Raw genomic sequence first — 18,782 nt, forward strand, 5'->3', positions numbered from 1 at the left:
TTTCTAATTTTAAAATTAGTAATCTCGCTGCATATCCGCAATCTTCTGCTGCAACTTCTTTACCTGCTCCTCCTGGAGAACTCGCTTGTACTCGATTGGCACTACCTGGATGAAATCCTCTACGTAGTGGTTCCAGTCGTCGAGCATGGTACGGGCAAGCTTACTGCCAGTGTAGAGATAATGCTGACGGATCAGCTCATGCAACTCCTTGCGATAGGTGCTGTCCTCCACGAGGTTGATCTCCACCATATCCATGTTACAGAAGTAATCGAAGTTGTGGTTCTTATCCCATACGTAGGCAACACCACCACTCATACCAGCGGCGAAGTTACGGCCAGTTTCACCGAGCACTACTACTCTACCGCCCGTCATATACTCGCAGCAGTGGTCGCCAGCACCCTCAATCACGGCGATGGCACCGGAGTTACGAACACCGAAGCGCTCGCCTACCTTACCATTGATATACAACTCACCGCTTGTGGCACCATACAGACCGGTGTTACCGGCGATGATGTTATCCTCAGCAGAGAAGTTGCTGCGGATAGGAGGAAGGATGGAAACACGACCTCCTGAAAGTCCCTTGGCGAAATAGTCATTGGTCTCACCTTCGAGTTTGAAATCCACTCCCTTAACCAGGAAGGCACCGAAGCTCTGACCTGCAGAACCCTTGAACTTCACGTTCACGGTCTTGTCTGGAAGACCAGCCTCACCATATTTCTCGGCAATCATACCGCTCAGCATCACACCGGCAGCACGATCGGTATTCTTGATGGCAAAATCGAGGTTCACCTCTTCCTGGTTCTCGATGGCACGCTGTGCACCACGAATCAACTGCTGGTCGAGTACATTGTCGAGGTCATGAATCTGCTCGGTAGTATGATAGAGCGAGCAATGACCTGTCTCACGATGCAAGAGACGAGAGAAATCGAGCAAGTCGGCCTTCTCCTTGATGCTCTTGGCCACCTCTGGCTCTACGGCATCCGAACCCTCGGTAGGAACAATCTCCTCATCCTTCTTGCGGATGATGAGCTCGGTATGGCCGATGATATCGTTCAATGAGGTGTAACCCATCTCTGCCAGATACTCACGAACCTCCTCAGCGAGGAAGCGGAAGTAGTTGATAAGATACTTGTAGCTGCCACGGAAGTGCGCACGGAGCTTAGGATCCTGTGTGGCAACACCCATAGGACAGGTATTCAGGTTACACTTACGCATCATGACACAACCCAATACGATGAGGGCGGCAGTACCGAAACTGAATTCCTCAGCACCGAGCAAAGCCATCAGAATGATGTCACGACCGCTCTTCAACTGACCATCTACCTGCAGGCGAACCTGACCACGAAGACCGTTCTTCACCAGTGTCTGCTGGGTTTCAGAAAGTCCGATTTCAGGAGAGATACCAGCGAAACGCATACTTGATGCAGGGCTGGCACCTGTACCGCCCTCAGCACCAGAGATAACGATGAGGTCGGCCTTTGCCTTAGCCACACCGGCAGCGATGGTACCCACACCACTCTCAGCAACCAACTTCACAGAGATAGCCGCCTTAGGGTTTACGTTCTTGAGGTCGAAGATGAGCTGAGCCAAATCCTCGATACTGTAGATATCGTGATGAGGTGGAGGAGAAATCAAGCTGATGCCAGGGATAGAGTGACGGGTCTTGGCGATGACCTCGTTAACCTTGAAGCCAGGCAACTGACCACCCTCACCCGGTTTAGCACCCTGTGCCACCTTGATCTGGATTTCCTCTGCATTTACCAAATATTCTGTAGTCACACCGAATCGACCGGAAGCCACCTGCTTAGTTTTGCTTGAGAGGCTGATGCCATCCTGTGTAGAATGGAATCGCTCGTTATCCTCACCACCTTCACCGGTATTGCTTCGGGCACCGAGGGCGTTCATGGCGAGTGCCATTGCCTCGTGAGCCTCTTTGGAGAGGGCACCGAAACTCATCGCACCGGTAACGAAGTGCTTCACGATTTCCTCTACCGGCTCCACCTTATCTATAGAGATAGGATTCTTGCGGAAGGTGAAGAAGTCGCGGATGAAGATAGGCTCCTGCTTATCGTCAACGAGATGTGTATATTTCTTGAAGAGATCATAATCGCCCTTGCGGGTTGCGAGCTGCAGGGTGGCGATGGTCTCTGGGTTCCAAGCGTGCTTGATACCGTCCTTGCGGTAGTGGAACTGTCCCATACTTGGCAGGAACTCGAGCTTCTTGGTCTCGAATGCCTTGTCGTGCAGGCGGATGGCATCACGGGCGATGGTCTCGAGTCCGATACCGCCGATGGTGCTCACCTCTGTTCCGAAGTAGCTCTTCAGGAGGCTCTCGCTCAAACCGATGCTCTCGAAGATCTTGGCTCCACGATAGCTTCGGATGGTAGAAATACCCATCTTAGCCATAATCTTGAACAAGCCCTTCTTCACAGCCTTGATGTAGTTCTGCTCGGCTGTATGGTAATCCTCCTGAATCTTTCCCTTCTTTACAAGGTCGTCGAGGATGGCGTATGTCAAGTATGGACAGAGGGCTGATGCACCGTAACCCAACAGGAGGGCTGCATGCATTACCTCACGAATCTCACCGCTCTCTACGATGAGGGCAGTCTGCACACGCTTGCCGGCATCAATCAGATAATGATGTACGGCACTCACGGCGAGCAGAGATGGAATGGCGGCATGGGTCTCATCCACGCCACGGTCGCTCAAGATGATGTAGTTGTAACCATCATCCACGCTCTGTGCTGCCTGCTTGCAGAGCTCATCCAGAGCCTCATGCAGTCCTTCTTCGCCCTTGGCGGTTTCGAAGAGCATGTGGAGTTTTACTGTATTAAATCCCTTGTAGCGGATATTTTGAAGGATATCCAGCTGAGTATTGGTCAGGATAGGATGTGGCAGACGGACCATCTTGCAGTTGCTTTCGTCTGGGTTCAAGATACCGGAACCTACTCTACCGATATACTCGGTAAGACTCATCACAAGGTTCTCACGGATGGAGTCGATGGCAGGGTTGGTAACCTGAGCAAACTGCTGACGGAAGTAGTTGAAGAAAATCTGTGGCTGGTCGGAAAGCACAGCAAGCGGAGTATCATTACCCATAGAAGCTGTAGGTTCCTGACCCTTGGTAGCCATTGGGATGATGGTACCGTCGATATCTTCCTCGCCAAAACCGAATTCCAATTCCTTGCGAGTGAGGTTATCCACACCATTTTCCACCTTACGACCACTGCGAAGTTTCTCCAGTTCAATACGATTGGTGTTCAACCACTGGCGATATGGATGCTGGGCAGCCAGGCGCTCCTTGATTTCACCATCGTAGTAGATCTTACCTTCCTGTGTATCGATGAGGAGAATCTTACCAGGCTGCAGACGACCCTTCTCGGCAATCTCAGTAGGATCGAAATCCATCACACCTACCTCAGATGCGACTACCATCATATCGTTCTTGGTGATGGTGTAGCGGGCAGGACGCAGACCATTTCTATCGAGCATACCACCGGCGTAGCGGCCATCGCTGAAGAGCAAGGCAGCAGGACCATCCCATGGCTCCATCAGGATAGAGTGATACTCATAGAAAGCCTTCAGATCCTCAGAGATAGGGTTCTTGTCATTGAAGCTCTCAGGCACCATGACAGCCATGGCATGAGGCAATGACAAACCGCTCATCACGAAGAACTCAAATACATTATCAAGGCTTGCAGAGTCACTCATATTAGGCTGAACGATAGGAGAAATCTCACGGATATCGCCCAAAGCCTCACTGCTCAACACACTCTCACGAGCCTTCATCCAGGCACGGTTGCCACGGATGGTGTTGATCTCACCATTATGGGCAAGGAGACGGAATGGCTGCGCCAGACTCCATGTTGGGAAGGTGTTGGTAGAGAAGCGGGAGTGAACCAGAGCCAGACCGCTTGTGAAATAATTATTGGTCAAGTCAGGATAATATTGGCGCAACTGGAGGCTGCTCAACATACCCTTATATACGATGTTCGAATTAGACAACGAACAAATATAGAAATCAGGATCACTGACACGTTTCTCAATACGTTTACGGATAAGATAGAGGGTGCGCTCAAAGACAGGCACCTTATCATCTGTAACACCTGTGATAAACACCTGTTTGATAGCTGGTTCGTTACTCAAAGCAGCCTCACCCAAACAATCAGGGTTAGTAGGCACATTGCGGAGATGCATCAGCTGCAATCCCTCGCGTTCAATTTCCTCAATCATGATAGAGAGAATATCCTGCTGTTTCTTCTCATCCTTAGGCAAGAAGACGAGACCCGTACCATATTTACCTTTTTCTGGCACTGGGATACCCTGAAGAAGAATAAACTCATGTGGAATCTGGAGCATGATACCGGCACCATCACCCGTCTTGTTATCGGCACCCTCTGCACCACGATGACGCATGTTCTCGAGTACCTTCAAGGCGTTATCAACCAGCTCATGACTCTTGTTACCGTGGATATTCACCACCATACCTACGCCACACGCATCGTGCTCATAGGCTGAACTGTACAATCCTTTTTCCATTTCTTGTTCGTTTTATATCGGTTATTTCTAACTATTTTTATTACTTAAATATGAAGTACAAAGTGATTCTTCACTCTTCACTTATTTATACGCCTGTTCGTGAACTCCCGCCACGGCTCTGCCACTAGGGTCGTTCTGGTTCTTGAATGAGGCATCCCAGGCAAGGGCTTCGGCTGTAGAACATGCTACGCTAGGCACACTAGGTACGCTCTTGGCAGCGCTGTCGCTTGGGAAATGCTCGGCGAAGATAGAACGATAATAATACTCCTCCTTATTCTGTGGAGGGTTGATAGGGAATCGCTCAGCAGCATGCGCCATCTGCTCATCGCTGACGGCAGATGCGGTAATCTGCTTCAGGGTATCAATCCATGAATAGCCCACACCATCTGAGAACTGTTCCTTCTGTCGCCATGCCACTTCTTCTGGAAGCAAATCGGCAAATGCCTCACGAACCACCTTTTTCTCGATGGTCTTATCCGGACACATCTTCAAAACCGGGTTCATACCCATCGCTACATCCAGGAACTCCTTGTCGAGGAAAGGCACACGGCCCTCGATGCCCCATGCTGCCAAACTTTTGTTAGCTCTCAGACAATCGTAGAGATAGAGTTTACCCAACTTTCGTACGGTTTCCTCATGGAATGCCTTGGCATCCGGTGCTTTATGGAAGTAGAGATAACCTCCGAATACCTCGTCAGCACCCTCGCCCGAAAGCACCATCTTGATACCCATGCTTCGGATGACTCTCGCCAGCAGATACATCGGGGTAGATGCACGCACAGTGGTAACATCATAGGTCTCGATAAAATAGATGACATCACGGATGGCATCCAGACCTTCCTGAATGGTGTAGTTGATTTCGTGATGCACGGTTCCGATGTGTTCGGCAACCAAACGTGCCTTTGCCAGATCAGGCGCACCCTTCAAACCAACAGCGAAGGAGTGCAGACGTGGCCAATACGCCTTGGTCTCTCCCCCATTCTCTACACGGGTAGAAGAATATTTCTCGGCTACAGCAGAGATAACAGAAGAATCAAGACCACCACTGAGAAGGACACCATAAGGAACATCACTCATCAACTGACGTTTGACAGAAGCCTCCAAGGCATCATGAATCTCTTTCACTGCCGCTTTCTCCTGAGGTTCAGCATCCTTCAGCTGTTCTTCAGCCTTCTTGGCATCATCAATCTGATATTTTTTCTGCATGGCAGCATACTCAAACCAATCGCGTGTATAGTAACGCTTCATGCCAGGGTTCTTGCTATAATAATAATGGCCTGGGAGGAATGGCTCATAGTGGTCGCACTGACCTTCCAAAGCCTTCAACTCACTTGCCACCAGCACCTTTCCACCTTTATCATAACCGATATAAAGAGGAATCACACCGATAGGGTCGCGGGCGATGAGAAACTCATCACGTTCGGCATCGTAAAGTGCGAAGGCAAAGATACCGTTCAGCTCTTCAAGCATCTTGGAGATACGGGCGTGGAGCGCATCCTCACCTTTATATATTAAGGAATCAAAGTCGGAATCTGCTCGCATCTCACGATAGAGAGAAAGAATCACTTCACAGTCGGAACCGGTCTGATACTGGTATTTGCCAGCAAAACGAGCACGGATGTCCTGATGATTATAAATCTCACCGTTTACGGCAAGCACCTGTTTCTTGTCTGGTGCAAACAAAGGTTGGCGACCGCTTTCAGGGTCAACAATACTCAGACGCTCATGTGCCAGGATAGCAGAACCACCACAGTAGATTCCACTCCAGTCTGGTCCGCGATGGCGAATCTTCTGGCTCATACGAAGCGCTTGCTGTCGCAATTCAGGAGTCTGCTCCTGAATATTGAAGATAGATACGATTCCACACATAAATCTTTTCCTTTCTTTTACGGTTATTTTTAACTATTATTCTCTCTTATTCACCTTGGCATGTCCAATCCATTCTTTTAGGAGCAAGCCAAGCAAAAACAAAGCTTAAAATTACTTTTTGCTATGTTTCGGGTGCAAAATTACAACTTTTTGTTAGAATAAAGAAAAGATTAGTAGCATTTTGTCTTTACTTTATCACAACAATAACATATTAACGCATATTAGGTTGAAACATATGATAAACTGAAAAGAAAAATATACTATTTAATTACAATCTGTAAAATACAATCATTTTTAAGATAAATAAAGCGTATCCAGGGCATATTATACGCTAATAGATATGCAACAAAGTATCCAGAGCATTATACACAGTTTCTTACCCCCATATCATACAAAAAAAATGCCGATAGCTCTTTGGTGGAACTATCGGCATTTAAAATAAAAAAATAAAAACTTAAACCTACCAACGTAAGATTATATCGTAAAACCTAAGAGCCTATTATGGCTGCAAGGTAAAACCTACTACCAGGTAAGCTTTTTCGGTGCTAGGGTTAGCAGCTACCTGAGCGAAGACTGGAACAGAGAAAGAATCTGTAATCTTCAAATCCTTGGTAGCTTTCAGTGAAACATTGGTAACTGCAAAACCATTGGCATCACCATAGAAAGATGTAGCAAATGGAACTGCGCCTATACTTGCTGCCCAATCACAACCGCCCAACTTGAATGGGGCTGTAGCCTCAACATATGAAGAATAAGCACGGTCACCATCCTTGTTAAGACCATCTGCTCCCGCAAAGTTGGTATACCAGTTCAAGGCTACAGGACCGAAGTCGTAACCAATATTGGCTTCAAAAACATGTGCTGTCTTATGAGAATCGTACTCGAAGTAGCGACCATCACCAGAATTAAACCAGTAGTCGGTAATTCCAATGGTAAAGCCTCCTGTTGTATAGGCAGCAGTCAGGTCGAATTCCTTGGTATCATCCCATTTAGAAAGGCCTACACTACCCCAACCTGTCAATGAGAAACCTTTATAGCCAATACCAAGTGTTGGCTGGAGAGATACGTTACCGAGATCCTGACCACGCCAGATATACTGGTTTACGACATCTGCAGCGATTGTAGTTTCAACCTCATCCTGAGCAGAAGCAGCAGGAACAAAAGCAACCAAACCGAGTGCAAGGGCACCCATCTTCTTTATATCAAAAATCTTCTTCATATTCTCTTATTTTTATGTGATACATTTTTGTTTTTAAAAGTTTCGGCAGCAAAGGTACTGCAAATCGAAGACAACACAAAATAAATTGCGATTTATTTATATTGTTGAGATGCAGCGTACCTTATTCAAAGGTACTAATTATAACTCTGCTCGCCAAAACTTCTGCTGAAAAATCTCTCTCGCTCGCTATATGAAAGTTTCTTTAGTTGTAGCAACTTTCACCATGCTCATAGATATCGAGACCTTCTTCCTCAATTCTCTTGTCAACACGGAGACCAGCAATCTTCTTGATACCCCAGAAGAGGATGATACCTGTTACGGCTGCCCAAAGGTCGATGCAGAGGATACCGAAGCACTGAGCACCGAAGAATCCGAAGCCACCACCATAGAAGGCGCCACCATCAAGAGCGAAGAGACCAGTCATCAAGGTACCGAAGATACCACAAACACCATGAACAGAACTTGCACCAACAGGATCATCAATATGAAGCTTGGTATCGATGAACTCAATAGAGAATACCAAGATGATACCTGCCAAGAGACCGATGATGGCTGAACCCAATGGACTAACCAAGTCGCAACCAGCAGTAATGGCTACCAAACCAGCCAAGATACCATTCAATGTCAATGAGAATGATGGCTTGCCATACTTAATCCAAGATGTGAACATGGTACCCAAACCACCGCAGACTGCAGCCAAGTTGGTTGTAAGGAATACGTGACTGATAGCAACACGGTTAACCTCACCAGAAGCAGCGAGCTGAGAACCAGGGTTGAATCCGAACCATCCGAACCAAAGGATGAATACACCAAGAGCAGCAGCCATCAGATTGTGACCTGGGATAGCAGTACTCTTACCATTGCGATACTTACCAAGACGAGGACCTAAGCAGATAGCACCAACCAAGGCAAGTACACCACCAACACTATGTACGATGGCAGAACCTGCGAAATCATGGAAGGCAGCACCGAAGGTGTTCATCATGAATGAGCCTGCCTCGCTGTTACAAAGCCAACCGCCGCCCCATGTCCAGTGACCCTCTACAGGGTAGATAATCAATGAAATGAAGAATGAGTAAACGCAGTACATGGAGAACTTGGTACGTTCTGCCATAGCACCTGAAACGATGGTAGCACTAGTAGCGCAGAATACGGTTTCAAACATCAGGAAGCCTTCAGTAGGAAGACCGGCTGCATTTGTATAGAAAGACAAATCGCCGAAGTTAGGCATACCGATGAAACCGGCGCCATCGCTACCAAACATAAATCCGAAACCTACGAACCAGAAGAGAACGGAACCGATCATAAAATCGACAAAGTTCTTAAACAAGATGTTCGCTGTATTTTTACTACGGGTAAAGCCCGCCTCGCAGAGGGCAAATCCCGGCTGCATGAAAAAGACCAACATGGCTGCCAAGAGCATCCATACGGTATCTACTGAAATTCCTAAATCCTGTACACTCATAACATAAAATCTTTAAAGTGTTCTTTAAACCTGAAAACTATTCTCTCTCCTCCAATTAGCATTTTATTTCTCCTGCTCAGCATTATAGAGAGCGATGTCGCCTCTTTCACCTGTACGGATTCTTACGGTATCCTCTACAGGAATTACAAAGATTCGACCATCACCAATCTCGCCTGTACGGGCAGCCTCCTGGATGGCATTAATCGTTTTCTCTACGTTCTTGTCGCGCACGACAACATTCAGCAACACTCGCTCGATACTGCTGGTATCATACATGACACCACGGTAGATTCGAGCCTGTCTCATCTTGCCCTCTCCTCTTACATCGTAGTAAGAGAACCACTCGATGTCGGCGGCAAGCAATGCTTCCTTTACATCCTCAAACTTAGTCTTACGGATGATTGCTTCAATCTTTTTCATGTTAATCTCTCCTATTAATTAATTTACATTTTGTTTGTTTTCTGGTGCAAAGGTACGACATTTTGCTTAATATTTCGCAACATCACTTACTTTTTGATGTTGTTATTTTTATTTAGCTATTATTTTGCATAGTTCTTTTTAAAATACAGAACAAAATGAAAGCAAATTACACATTATTCGTTTCATTTTGAAACAAACAATAAAAAAGCCGCTTGAAAGGCCCCAAAGACCCCTCAAGCGGCAAACCTAAAAACAAACTCTCAACCCTAAAACTAGGGTTACTTTATTATTTGAACTTAATCTTATACCCGTATTTCCGCATATATCTGAGTTTTATAACGGAAATTTTATTTTGCCTTTATTTTGAATGTAAATTCACGATCAGCATAATGGAGACGATACTTCTCCATAGGCTTGGTCATCCAACTGTCGATGCAGCCCAAAGGATACTGGCATTTCTGGATATGCAACTGCACGAGTCCCTTATCCACCAGATCACCACTGTGTTGTCCCCATGCATGCGTCTTCTCGATACCAGAATCCAAATCCTCTACCAGATAAGGGATGGCACTGCACTCCATAGGTTCATACCCCTCGAAGGTAATCCCCTTGCCGGTGGTTGGATTAAAGATAGAGAAATAGCGGATATCGGTATGGTTACCACTCTCCTGCGGACGGATATATGGATAATATTCATCCTTCACGTCAGACTCGTACTTGCCGATAAAAGCAGAAGAATGACGATCTACGTAGTTCTCTTCAGGACCTCTACCATAATACTCGAGCTTAGAGAAAGTAGCAGGCATCTGCAACTGCAGACCGAATCTGAACAGATCGGCAACCTGAACCTCCTTGTCGGTAGTCATCTTCTGGGTAACATTCACCTCGCCCGCAGCACTGATGTCATAGCGGAGCATCAGCTGAGCTTTCACATCAGGCATATCGAAGAGAGCTGTCAGCACCACATTGTCCTTACTCACATTTTTGTCGAAAGACTTCAGATTCATCTGCGGGTTCTTCCATACTCTCATCTCCTTCTGCAGAGATGCTCCATAGTCATTATCGGTAGGAGCACGCCAGAATTCCGGAGTCATACTCTCACGGAACTTCAACATCGGTTCACCATCTACATCGAGATAATCTATCATACCCGTCTTCTTGCCTATGGTAACAGACATTCTCTGTGCGCTGACCTTCACATAAGAGTTGGTTTCCTCCACCTCCATACTGTTTGTCTCCTGCACCTTACCCTTCTTGGTTGGTGCAGCAGCAACAGCAGGAACCGCCGGTTTGGCAAACTGATAATCACTGATGATAAACTGCTGGCGAGCCATCACCTGGCCCTTGTCTACCAGCGGCTGTGTGCCATCGCTTGCAAAAGCAAAGTTAAGAACAATCTCCTCCTTTGCATGCTTCGATTCAGCCTCAGCCACCGCATACTTCAGTTCATCACTCTTGATCAGTTTGGTAGCCTGAGGAGCAATACCCTTTGTTTCAGGAATCTCAACTGTAGCCAGTTTCACACCATTGGCATAAACCGTAGCTGTCAGGTTCAAGTCATCGATATTCCTGAAGAAGTTCTCGTTGTAAACCTTGAAAGCACCATTCACAGCATCCAGGTCCTTAATCCATACATTCTGATGATAGTACTGAATCTCGTAAGCATGAGGATTCAGACGGCGGTCTGGAGCAATGATGCCATTACAGTTGAAGTTATAGTCACTTGCCGGATAGCGGCCGTAATCTCCACCATAAGTAAAGATTTCCTTACCGGTGACAGGACTCTTGTCACGAATGCCCTGATCTACGAAGTCCCAGATATAGCCACCCTGATACTTAGGATACTTACGGATGAGGTCCCAATATTCCTTGAAACCACCTTCCGAATTACCCATGGCATGAGCATATTCGCACTGGATGTATGGTTTAACACCATCACTCTTGCAATATTTCTCACTCTCCTCGTAGTCGATATACATCGGGCAGTAAATATCGGTCTTGCTGTCATAACCGCCACGCTCATACTGAACAGGACGGGTCTTGTCGAGCGCTTTCACCCAGTCATAGGTCTTTTCGAAGTTGATGCCGTAACCACACTCATTACCCAAACTCCATACGATGACAGAAGGGTGATTGATAAAACTTTTCACATTACCTTCATTGCGCTCGATGTGAGTCTGGAGATACTCAGGGAACTTAGCAAGTGATTTCTCCCCATATCCCATACCATGAGATTCGAGGTTAGCCTCAGCAGTAAGATACAGTCCGTATTCATCACAGAGTTCATACCAGCGAGGATCGTCAGGATAATGGCAGGTACGAACCGCATTGATGTTCAACTGTTTCATGATTCTGATATCCTGAATCATGCGCTCTACACTTACCACATATCCACCATCCGGATCCATCTCATGCCGGTTGGCACCCTTAATCAGTACAGGCTTGCCGTTCACCAGCAACTGGGCGTTCTTGATTTCCACATTGCGGAAGCCCACCTTCTGCGGAATCACCTCCGCTACCCCCTGCTTATTCTTCAGAGAGATGTATACCTTATATAAATAAGGTGTCTCAGCAGTCCAAGCCTTCACCTTCGGTACTTTGATTACACCCTGAGCTCCGGTAGCCGATGCTATTTGCTTGCCATCCTTATCGCACAAGGCAACAGTCACATCAGTCTTGCCGCCCTTCAGTGCTATCTGATAGTTCAGGATACCATCCCGATAATTATTCATCAAACCGGCATCAAGACGGATATCGGCAGCATGAAGTTTCGGACGTGCATAGAGATAAACCTCACGGGCTATACCAGTAAAGCGCCAGAAGTCCTGATCCTCGAAATAAGAACCATCGCACCAGCGCATCACCTGCATAGCTATCAGGTTCTTGCCCGGCTTCAGATACTTGGAGATATTAAACTCGGCAGCCACCTTGCTGTCTTCACTATATCCCACATACTTGCCGTTCACCCAAAGGGTCAGGTTGCTGGTAGCCGAACCTACATGGAAATAGACATCCTTGCCCTTCCAGTCCTTAGGAAGTTCGAAGGTACGACGATAAGAACCCGTATAGTTGTTGAGTTCGCTGATGTATGGAGGATTCGGATCAAACTGGGTAGCCCAGGCATAACCGACATTCTTATAAGTAGCATCTCCATAACCGTTCAGTTCGAACAGCCCCGGTACAGGGAAATCCTTCCACTCCGAATCGTCATAATTGGCTGCAAAGAAGTTGGCAGGACGCTTGTTATAATCCTTCACGAAGTTAAACTTCCACATGCCTTCCATCGAAAGATAGTTGACCGACTTCCTCTTGTCAAAACTCTGTGCTTTGTCAAGGGTCTCGTATGCAAAGAAAGCAGCACGGCGAGGTTCGCGGTTCTGCTGGTTGATATCCACATTATGCCAGCGCGACTCGTTCTGAGCCGCCACGCCATTGCCGACAGACAGCAAGGCGAGGCAAAGCGATACATTTGCTATATTTCTGATGCTCATATCTGTTTTATTATTTTCTGAAAAACATAGAGTTATCTACTGGTGTAAACTTCTGTTCGCTGTCCTTGCGCATTTCAATGCCGAGACTGCTCCACCATGAAGGCCAGCCGCCAACGATATTGCTGAGGAAAACCACCTTGAAAGGATGCAATCCCTTAGCCAATGCTACAGAAGTATCATGATTGGTACCAGCCTTCACATCCCCCTCATTGCTGATCATGAGTTTGTTATCAATCCAAACCTGCTCCAGACGGGAAGAGAGATAATAGACACCATCCTCCGGAATATTGATGTAGCCCTCAGCGATGGCAGCATAATTATTGGCACCGCGCAAGGTAGCAGCATCATCCTTCTGCTGAATCTTCATCTGCTCCAAGCCCTCGATGTTTGCACACTCCCAGGCAGCATCAGCCCATTCCAGCTGGTCAACCTTCAGATAGTTGCCCTTAATGCGCTTCATCTGCAACCCAGGTTTTGCGTCCTCCACCTTAACAGCAGGAGCATAAGTCTGCTTCTCAACATCAATGGTTCTGATACGGCTCATCTTGCCTGAAGGCAATATGGTTGCTATCTTGATAATGGTGTTTCCACTCACCCTGATAGGCTCTGCATAAGCCGAAGAAGAAGGAGTTGGTGTACTTCCATCCAATGTATAAACCATCTTCATAGGACGCGAGGTGGTAAAGGTTACCGCAGTATCCCCAGTAATGACCACCTTATCACAAGAACCGAAAGGCTGCTCAGGCAATGGGATATGATAACGGATATGGCGCTCGTCCAGGCGAACACAGTTTGCATCCAGTCGGCGGCAGAAATCCTTGAAGTTTTTCCTGCTCACTGGCGACCATGCAATCTCAGAGAGAGCAATGGCACGAGGATACATCATATACTCCATCTTGGCATTGGAATACATATATTCTGACCAGTTGTTACACTGAACGCCCAGAATATGATGAGCCAGTCCCAACGCCTTGATGGTATCAGGTACCGGATTATAATTATAGGTAGAAGCCAGATATCTAGGAGGACTAGGAATGGTTACAGGCTCCACCTTGCTGTCGCCCTGATACCAGTCGAGATACATACCGTCGCTGCCCGGCGTCATGATGACATCATGCTTCTGCATGGCAGCCTCGATACCTCCTTCCGTTCCACGCCATGACATCACGGTAGCATTCTCACTCAATCCGCCTTCCAGAATCTCGTCCCATCCGATAATCTTTCTGCCACGCTTCTCCAGCATTTTCTCTATGCGTTTGATAACGTAGCTCTGCAATCTTTCCTCTGCCGAATGCTTTCCTTCTGCCTGCAAACCCTCAGTCTGAATACGCTTCTGACAGGTAGGGCAGTTTTTCCAACTGGTCTTCGGACACTCGTCGCCACCGATATGGAAGTACTTACCTGGGAAGAGAGGAACAATCTCACTAAAGATGTCATCCAGGAAGCGGAACATATCTTCCTTGCCCGGACACATCACGATATCCTCTACACCCCAAACAGTTCTCAACGACCACTGCTCACCTTTGCATGAAAGATAAGGATAAGCAGAGATAGCTGCCATCATGTGACCAGGAAGGTCGATTTCCGGAATCACGGTAATATAGCGCTTGGCAGCATAATCCACTATTTCCTTAATCTGCTCCTGGGTATAGAAACCGCCATAAAGAGAGCCATCGCCCTCGGTACGGATACTGCCCACAGAAGTAAGTTTAGGATATTTCTTGATTTCGATACGCCAGCCCTGGTCTTCCGTCAGATGGAAGTGCATGGTATTCACCTTGAACATAGACATCAGGTCCAGTTGCTTCTTCACATTCTCGACAGAAATGAAATGGCGGCATGGATCGAGATGGAATCCACGGTAGCCGAAGCGTGGAGCATCTTGGATATCACAGCATTGTGCTACCCATTTCACCCCATCCACCCGGGTTGCGCTCTCTATCTGGGCAGGGAGTAACTGCATGAAACTCTGCATACCATAGAAGGCGCCCTTGGCGGTCTTCGCCTTAATAACAACCCCCTTGGCGGTTACGGTAAGGCGATAACCTTCCTCGGCAATTTTCAGCGAAGGAGAAATCTGTATAGAGATATTCCCCTTCTTTCCACCTACCGTTACCTCATAACCTGTAGAAGCCTTCAGTTTGTCAGCCATGTACTGGGCGATATTTCTGCCTTCAGCCGTCTGGTAAGCGATTACCACCTTCTGTGGCAATACGAACTCACCTTTCTGTACCTGAGTCTTCACCGGTATCGGGATAATATTAATATCGGCAGCAGATACCGGAGAGGAGATACCACCCAGCATCGCTGCACAGGCTACAAACGAGCCTAATAAACGATTGAACTTTGCCATGATTTAAATATATTAATAAGGTATTACAATGGTTTGTACTCCACGAAAGCCTCCATGGCCTCATAGCATGCCAGACCCAACTGGTCGTAGAGCGATGCAGTAGCACGGTTACGGTCTTCGGCTCTCTGCCAGAACAGGCGCTCGTCGTTGCCCAAGAAAGGAGCACTCTCCATCTGCGACTGATGCTTGAGAATAGAGTTACGCTTTGCCCGCAACTCCTCAGGGCTCAATGGAACACACATTTCGATATTCTCAATCTCCCATTCTGCCCAGGCACCACGATACATCCAGATGCGACAGTCCTTCAACCATTCTGCACCCGCTTTCTTCTCTTCGTCGATAGCTGCCAGAACGGCATCAGTACACTTCTTGTGGGTTCCGTGAGGGTCAGCAAGGTCGCCGGCAACATAAATCTGATGCGGCTGCACCTTCTGCAACAGAGCTCTCACTACCTCTACATCCTTCTCGGTCATTGGCAACTTTTCTATCTTGCCGCTCTCATAGAATGGCAGGTCGAGGAAGTGGACATGGTCAAGCGGAATTTCATTATAAGTACAAGCGGTACGAGCCTCACCACGGCGGATCAGTCCCTTGATGGTCAGGATATCTCTCGTATCGAAGTCACTCTCCTTCTTCTTGGCAAAGAAGGTCTTGATTTCCTTATATTTATTAGAGATGATGCTGTCTTTTGAGTCTGCAAAAAGCTGGTTGAAACCATTGATAAAGTGCATGAATCTTGTTACTTCCTCATCACCCACAGCAATGTTTCCTGATGTTTCGTAAGCTACATGCACATCGTGGTTCTGCTGTACCAGTCGGCGGATGGTTCCTCCCATAGAGATAACATCATCGTCTGGGTGTGGAGAGAATACGATAACCTTCTTAGGGAATGGTGTTGCACGCTCTGGGCGATAGGTATCATCGGCATTCGGCTTACCACCTGGCCATCCGGTAATGGTATGCTGCAAATCATTGAAAATCTTGATATTGGCATTATAGGCTGAGCCATAGAGAGCCAGAAGTTCGCTCAGTCCGTTCTCATTATAATCCTTATTGGTCAACTTCAGGATAGGCTTACCGAGTTTCTGGCAGAGCCATACCAGTGCCGAACGCACCAGTTTATCACTCCACTGGCATGAAGTTACGAGCCATGGATGCTCAATACGTGTCAGATGATGAGCAGCACCCAGGTCGATGACAACATGAGCATTCGGATGAGTCTGAAGGAATGATGCCGGCAGGGTATCTGTGATAGAGTTCTCCACCACCTTCTGCATAATCTCTGCCTTCTCTTCGCCCCAGGCTGTCAGATAGATGCTCTTGGCTGAGAGCAAGGTAGCGATACCCATGGTGAGCGAACATGGAGGAATGGTTTCCTTGGTCTGCTCGCTGTTCTCCATCTCTTCGCGAGAGGTATTGCCGATGAGGATGATACGTGTCATCGACTGGATGCCCGAACCTGGCTCGTTGGCAGCAATATTACCCGAACGGCCTATACCTATGAGAGCTACATCGAGACCGCCAAAGGTCTTGATACGCTGCTCATAAAGACGGCAACTGTCCTGTACGGCATCCTGTGCCACAAAACCATCCAGTGTAAAGATGTTCTGCTCAGCCACATCCACATGATTGAGGAAACGATCCTTCAACTGGTTGATGGTACGGAGAGAACTGTCCTTCTGGAGCGGATAATATTCGTATGCATTGAATACAACAACATTGCGGAAGCTCAGGGTCTTCTCGTTGTAACGGCGAACGAGTTCATCGTATACAGAATAGAGAGAAGAACCGGCACCCAGCGCCATCACATAGAATTTGCCTTCCTGCTGTGCCGCCTTGATACCAGCTTCTATTTTATCAGCTACATGACTGGCACCTTCTGCCATAGAGGCAAAGATATCTGTATGAATCTTCTCCATTCTGGAGATTTCAGAGTATTCTACAGTCGTCTTTGGCTTGTAGAACTCTACAGGTACTTTATTGAGTACGATTTGCGAACTAAGATTGAGTCTCATATCTTTATCTATATTTAAATAGGTTATATTTTTTTTTAAAATGACGGATTAGAGTTCAGATGCCATTGCTGCAGCACCCAGGATAGCAGCCTTGGCACCATCCAGTCCGCTCATCAGAAACTTAGCCTTACCTTTATATAATGAGAGCACATGCTCGTTATATGCTTCTTCAATAGGACGGAAGAGCAGATCGCCAGCCTGTGCCAATCCTCCGAAGAAGATAAAAGCCTCCGGGCTCAGAAAGGTAGCTATCTCTGCACAGGCCTTGCCAATTCTTGTACCGGTTTGTCTGAACACTTCCCGTGCCAGTGTATCTCCTGCCATGGCTGCCTTATAAACTGCATAAGATGTAATTTCTTCCCTTGGAATATTTCTCAGCTCAGTTGCCCCAGTTGATGCTTCGAGCATGGCCAAGGTAGTACGGACCACGCCTGTAGCCGAACAGTAGGTTTCCAGACAGCCCTTTCTGCCACAGCCGCATGGTCTACCGTCAGGATCCACTACCATGTGTCCCAACTCACCGGCAAAACCGTCGCAACCATAAATCAGCTGTCCGTTAGCCACTATACCCGATCCTACGCCTGTTCCGAGAGTGAGTTCTACGAAGTTTTTCATACCAACCGCAGCACCATATTTCATTTCTCCCATAGCAGCCGCATTTGCATCATTGGTAATAGCAACCGGAATGCCCAGTTTCTCTGCAAACATGTCAGCCAGCGGTACAATACCCTTAGCCCATACCAGGTTTGCTGCATTTTCAATGGTCCCCTTGTAATAGTTACCACAAGGCGCACCGATGCCCATGGCACGAATTTTCTCCATACCACCTACCTGTTCTACTATCTGCATCACAGCTTTTACCGACTCCTCTACGTATTGTTCTACGCGTTGGAATGTCTGGGTCTTGATTGAGGTTGTAGCTATTATTTCTCCGTCCCCATCAACGATGCCGAAAACGGAATTGGTTCCACCCAAATCCAAGCCAATCACTAAAGACTTTACATCGTATTCCATACTTCTTTTAATTAATAGGTTAAAATCGAAAAATAACGAGGAGCGATACAAACTTTTATTTATTAAATTCTTTATTAACGCTCAGTTCGTTACTAAAATATTTTATTTTGCAAAGTTACTAGTTTTATCAAACACAGCAATGAAAATAGCGTTAATATTTCTAAAACAGAAACATTTTTTATACTTTGAGCCTTCTTATGGCCGAAATACCTGCACTTCGCTCGCTTCTGATGCCGATTAAGTGTAACCCCCTTTTGTGCACTTACGTATCCAACCTCTCTATATATAATAAGGTATAGGATGAAACAGAATGTTCGAAAACGACGAAAAGTATACTATTTTTCGCTATTTAAGTTTTATTAACAGCAAAAATATTGCACCAATACAGAAAAACCTT

At 46.9% G+C, this 18,782-nt stretch carries 9 protein-coding genes; all 9 read right to left on the bottom strand.

Going from position 1 to position 18,782, the window contains the following annotated elements; all coding sequences use genetic code 11:
• Positions 1-15: 15 nt before the first annotated feature.
• The 9 genes from gltB to ONT18_RS09595 all read right to left on the bottom strand — a co-directional run bounded on the left by gltB (position 16) and on the right by ONT18_RS09595 (position 18,385).
• The gene (gene gltB, locus ONT18_RS09555; RefSeq protein ID WP_234563821.1) at positions 16-4,539 is read right to left on the bottom strand and encodes a glutamate synthase large subunit; all 4,524 of its coding nucleotides are present in this window, start codon (positions 4,537-4,539) and stop codon (positions 16-18) included.
• An 81-nt stretch (positions 4,540-4,620) separates the two neighbouring features.
• Positions 4,621-6,408: an asparagine synthase B gene (gene asnB, locus ONT18_RS09560; protein ID WP_264905196.1), complete on the bottom strand. Its 1,788-nt coding sequence runs from the start codon at positions 6,406-6,408 to the stop codon at positions 4,621-4,623.
• Between the two features lie 499 nt (positions 6,409-6,907).
• Complete coding sequence (locus tag ONT18_RS09565) at positions 6,908-7,627, bottom strand: hypothetical protein (RefSeq protein ID WP_264905197.1); 720 nt, start codon at positions 7,625-7,627, stop codon at positions 6,908-6,910.
• 202 nt (positions 7,628-7,829) lie between these two features.
• The gene (locus ONT18_RS09570; protein WP_118153030.1) at positions 7,830-9,092 is read right to left on the bottom strand and encodes an ammonium transporter; all 1,263 of its coding nucleotides are present in this window, start codon (positions 9,090-9,092) and stop codon (positions 7,830-7,832) included.
• A gap of 63 nt (positions 9,093-9,155) precedes the next feature.
• A complete protein-coding gene (locus ONT18_RS09575; RefSeq protein WP_006848366.1) occupies positions 9,156-9,512 on the bottom strand; it encodes a P-II family nitrogen regulator in 357 nt (118 codons plus the stop codon).
• Between the two features lie 347 nt (positions 9,513-9,859).
• Entirely contained in the window at positions 9,860-13,003 is a 3,144-nt protein-coding gene (locus ONT18_RS09580; RefSeq protein WP_264905200.1) for a glycoside hydrolase family 2 TIM barrel-domain containing protein, read from the bottom strand.
• 10 nt (positions 13,004-13,013) lie between these two features.
• Positions 13,014-15,356, bottom strand: a complete 2,343-nt coding sequence (locus ONT18_RS09585; RefSeq protein WP_264905202.1) for a family 20 glycosylhydrolase — start codon at positions 15,354-15,356, stop codon at positions 13,014-13,016.
• 23 nt (positions 15,357-15,379) lie between these two features.
• On the bottom strand, positions 15,380-17,371 hold the full coding sequence (locus ONT18_RS09590) for a glucosamine-6-phosphate deaminase (protein ID WP_264905203.1): 1,992 nt from the start codon (positions 17,369-17,371) through the stop codon (positions 15,380-15,382).
• Between the two features lie 48 nt (positions 17,372-17,419).
• Positions 17,420-18,385, bottom strand: coding sequence for an ROK family protein (locus tag ONT18_RS09595; protein ID WP_118081189.1), 966 nt, complete (start codon positions 18,383-18,385; stop codon positions 17,420-17,422).
• Between the last annotated feature and the right edge of the window lie 397 nt (positions 18,386-18,782).

Origin of the sequence: Segatella copri (assembly GCF_026015295.1) — a bacterium.
In the GTDB taxonomy this organism is placed as follows: domain Bacteria; phylum Bacteroidota; class Bacteroidia; order Bacteroidales; family Bacteroidaceae; genus Prevotella; species Prevotella copri_C.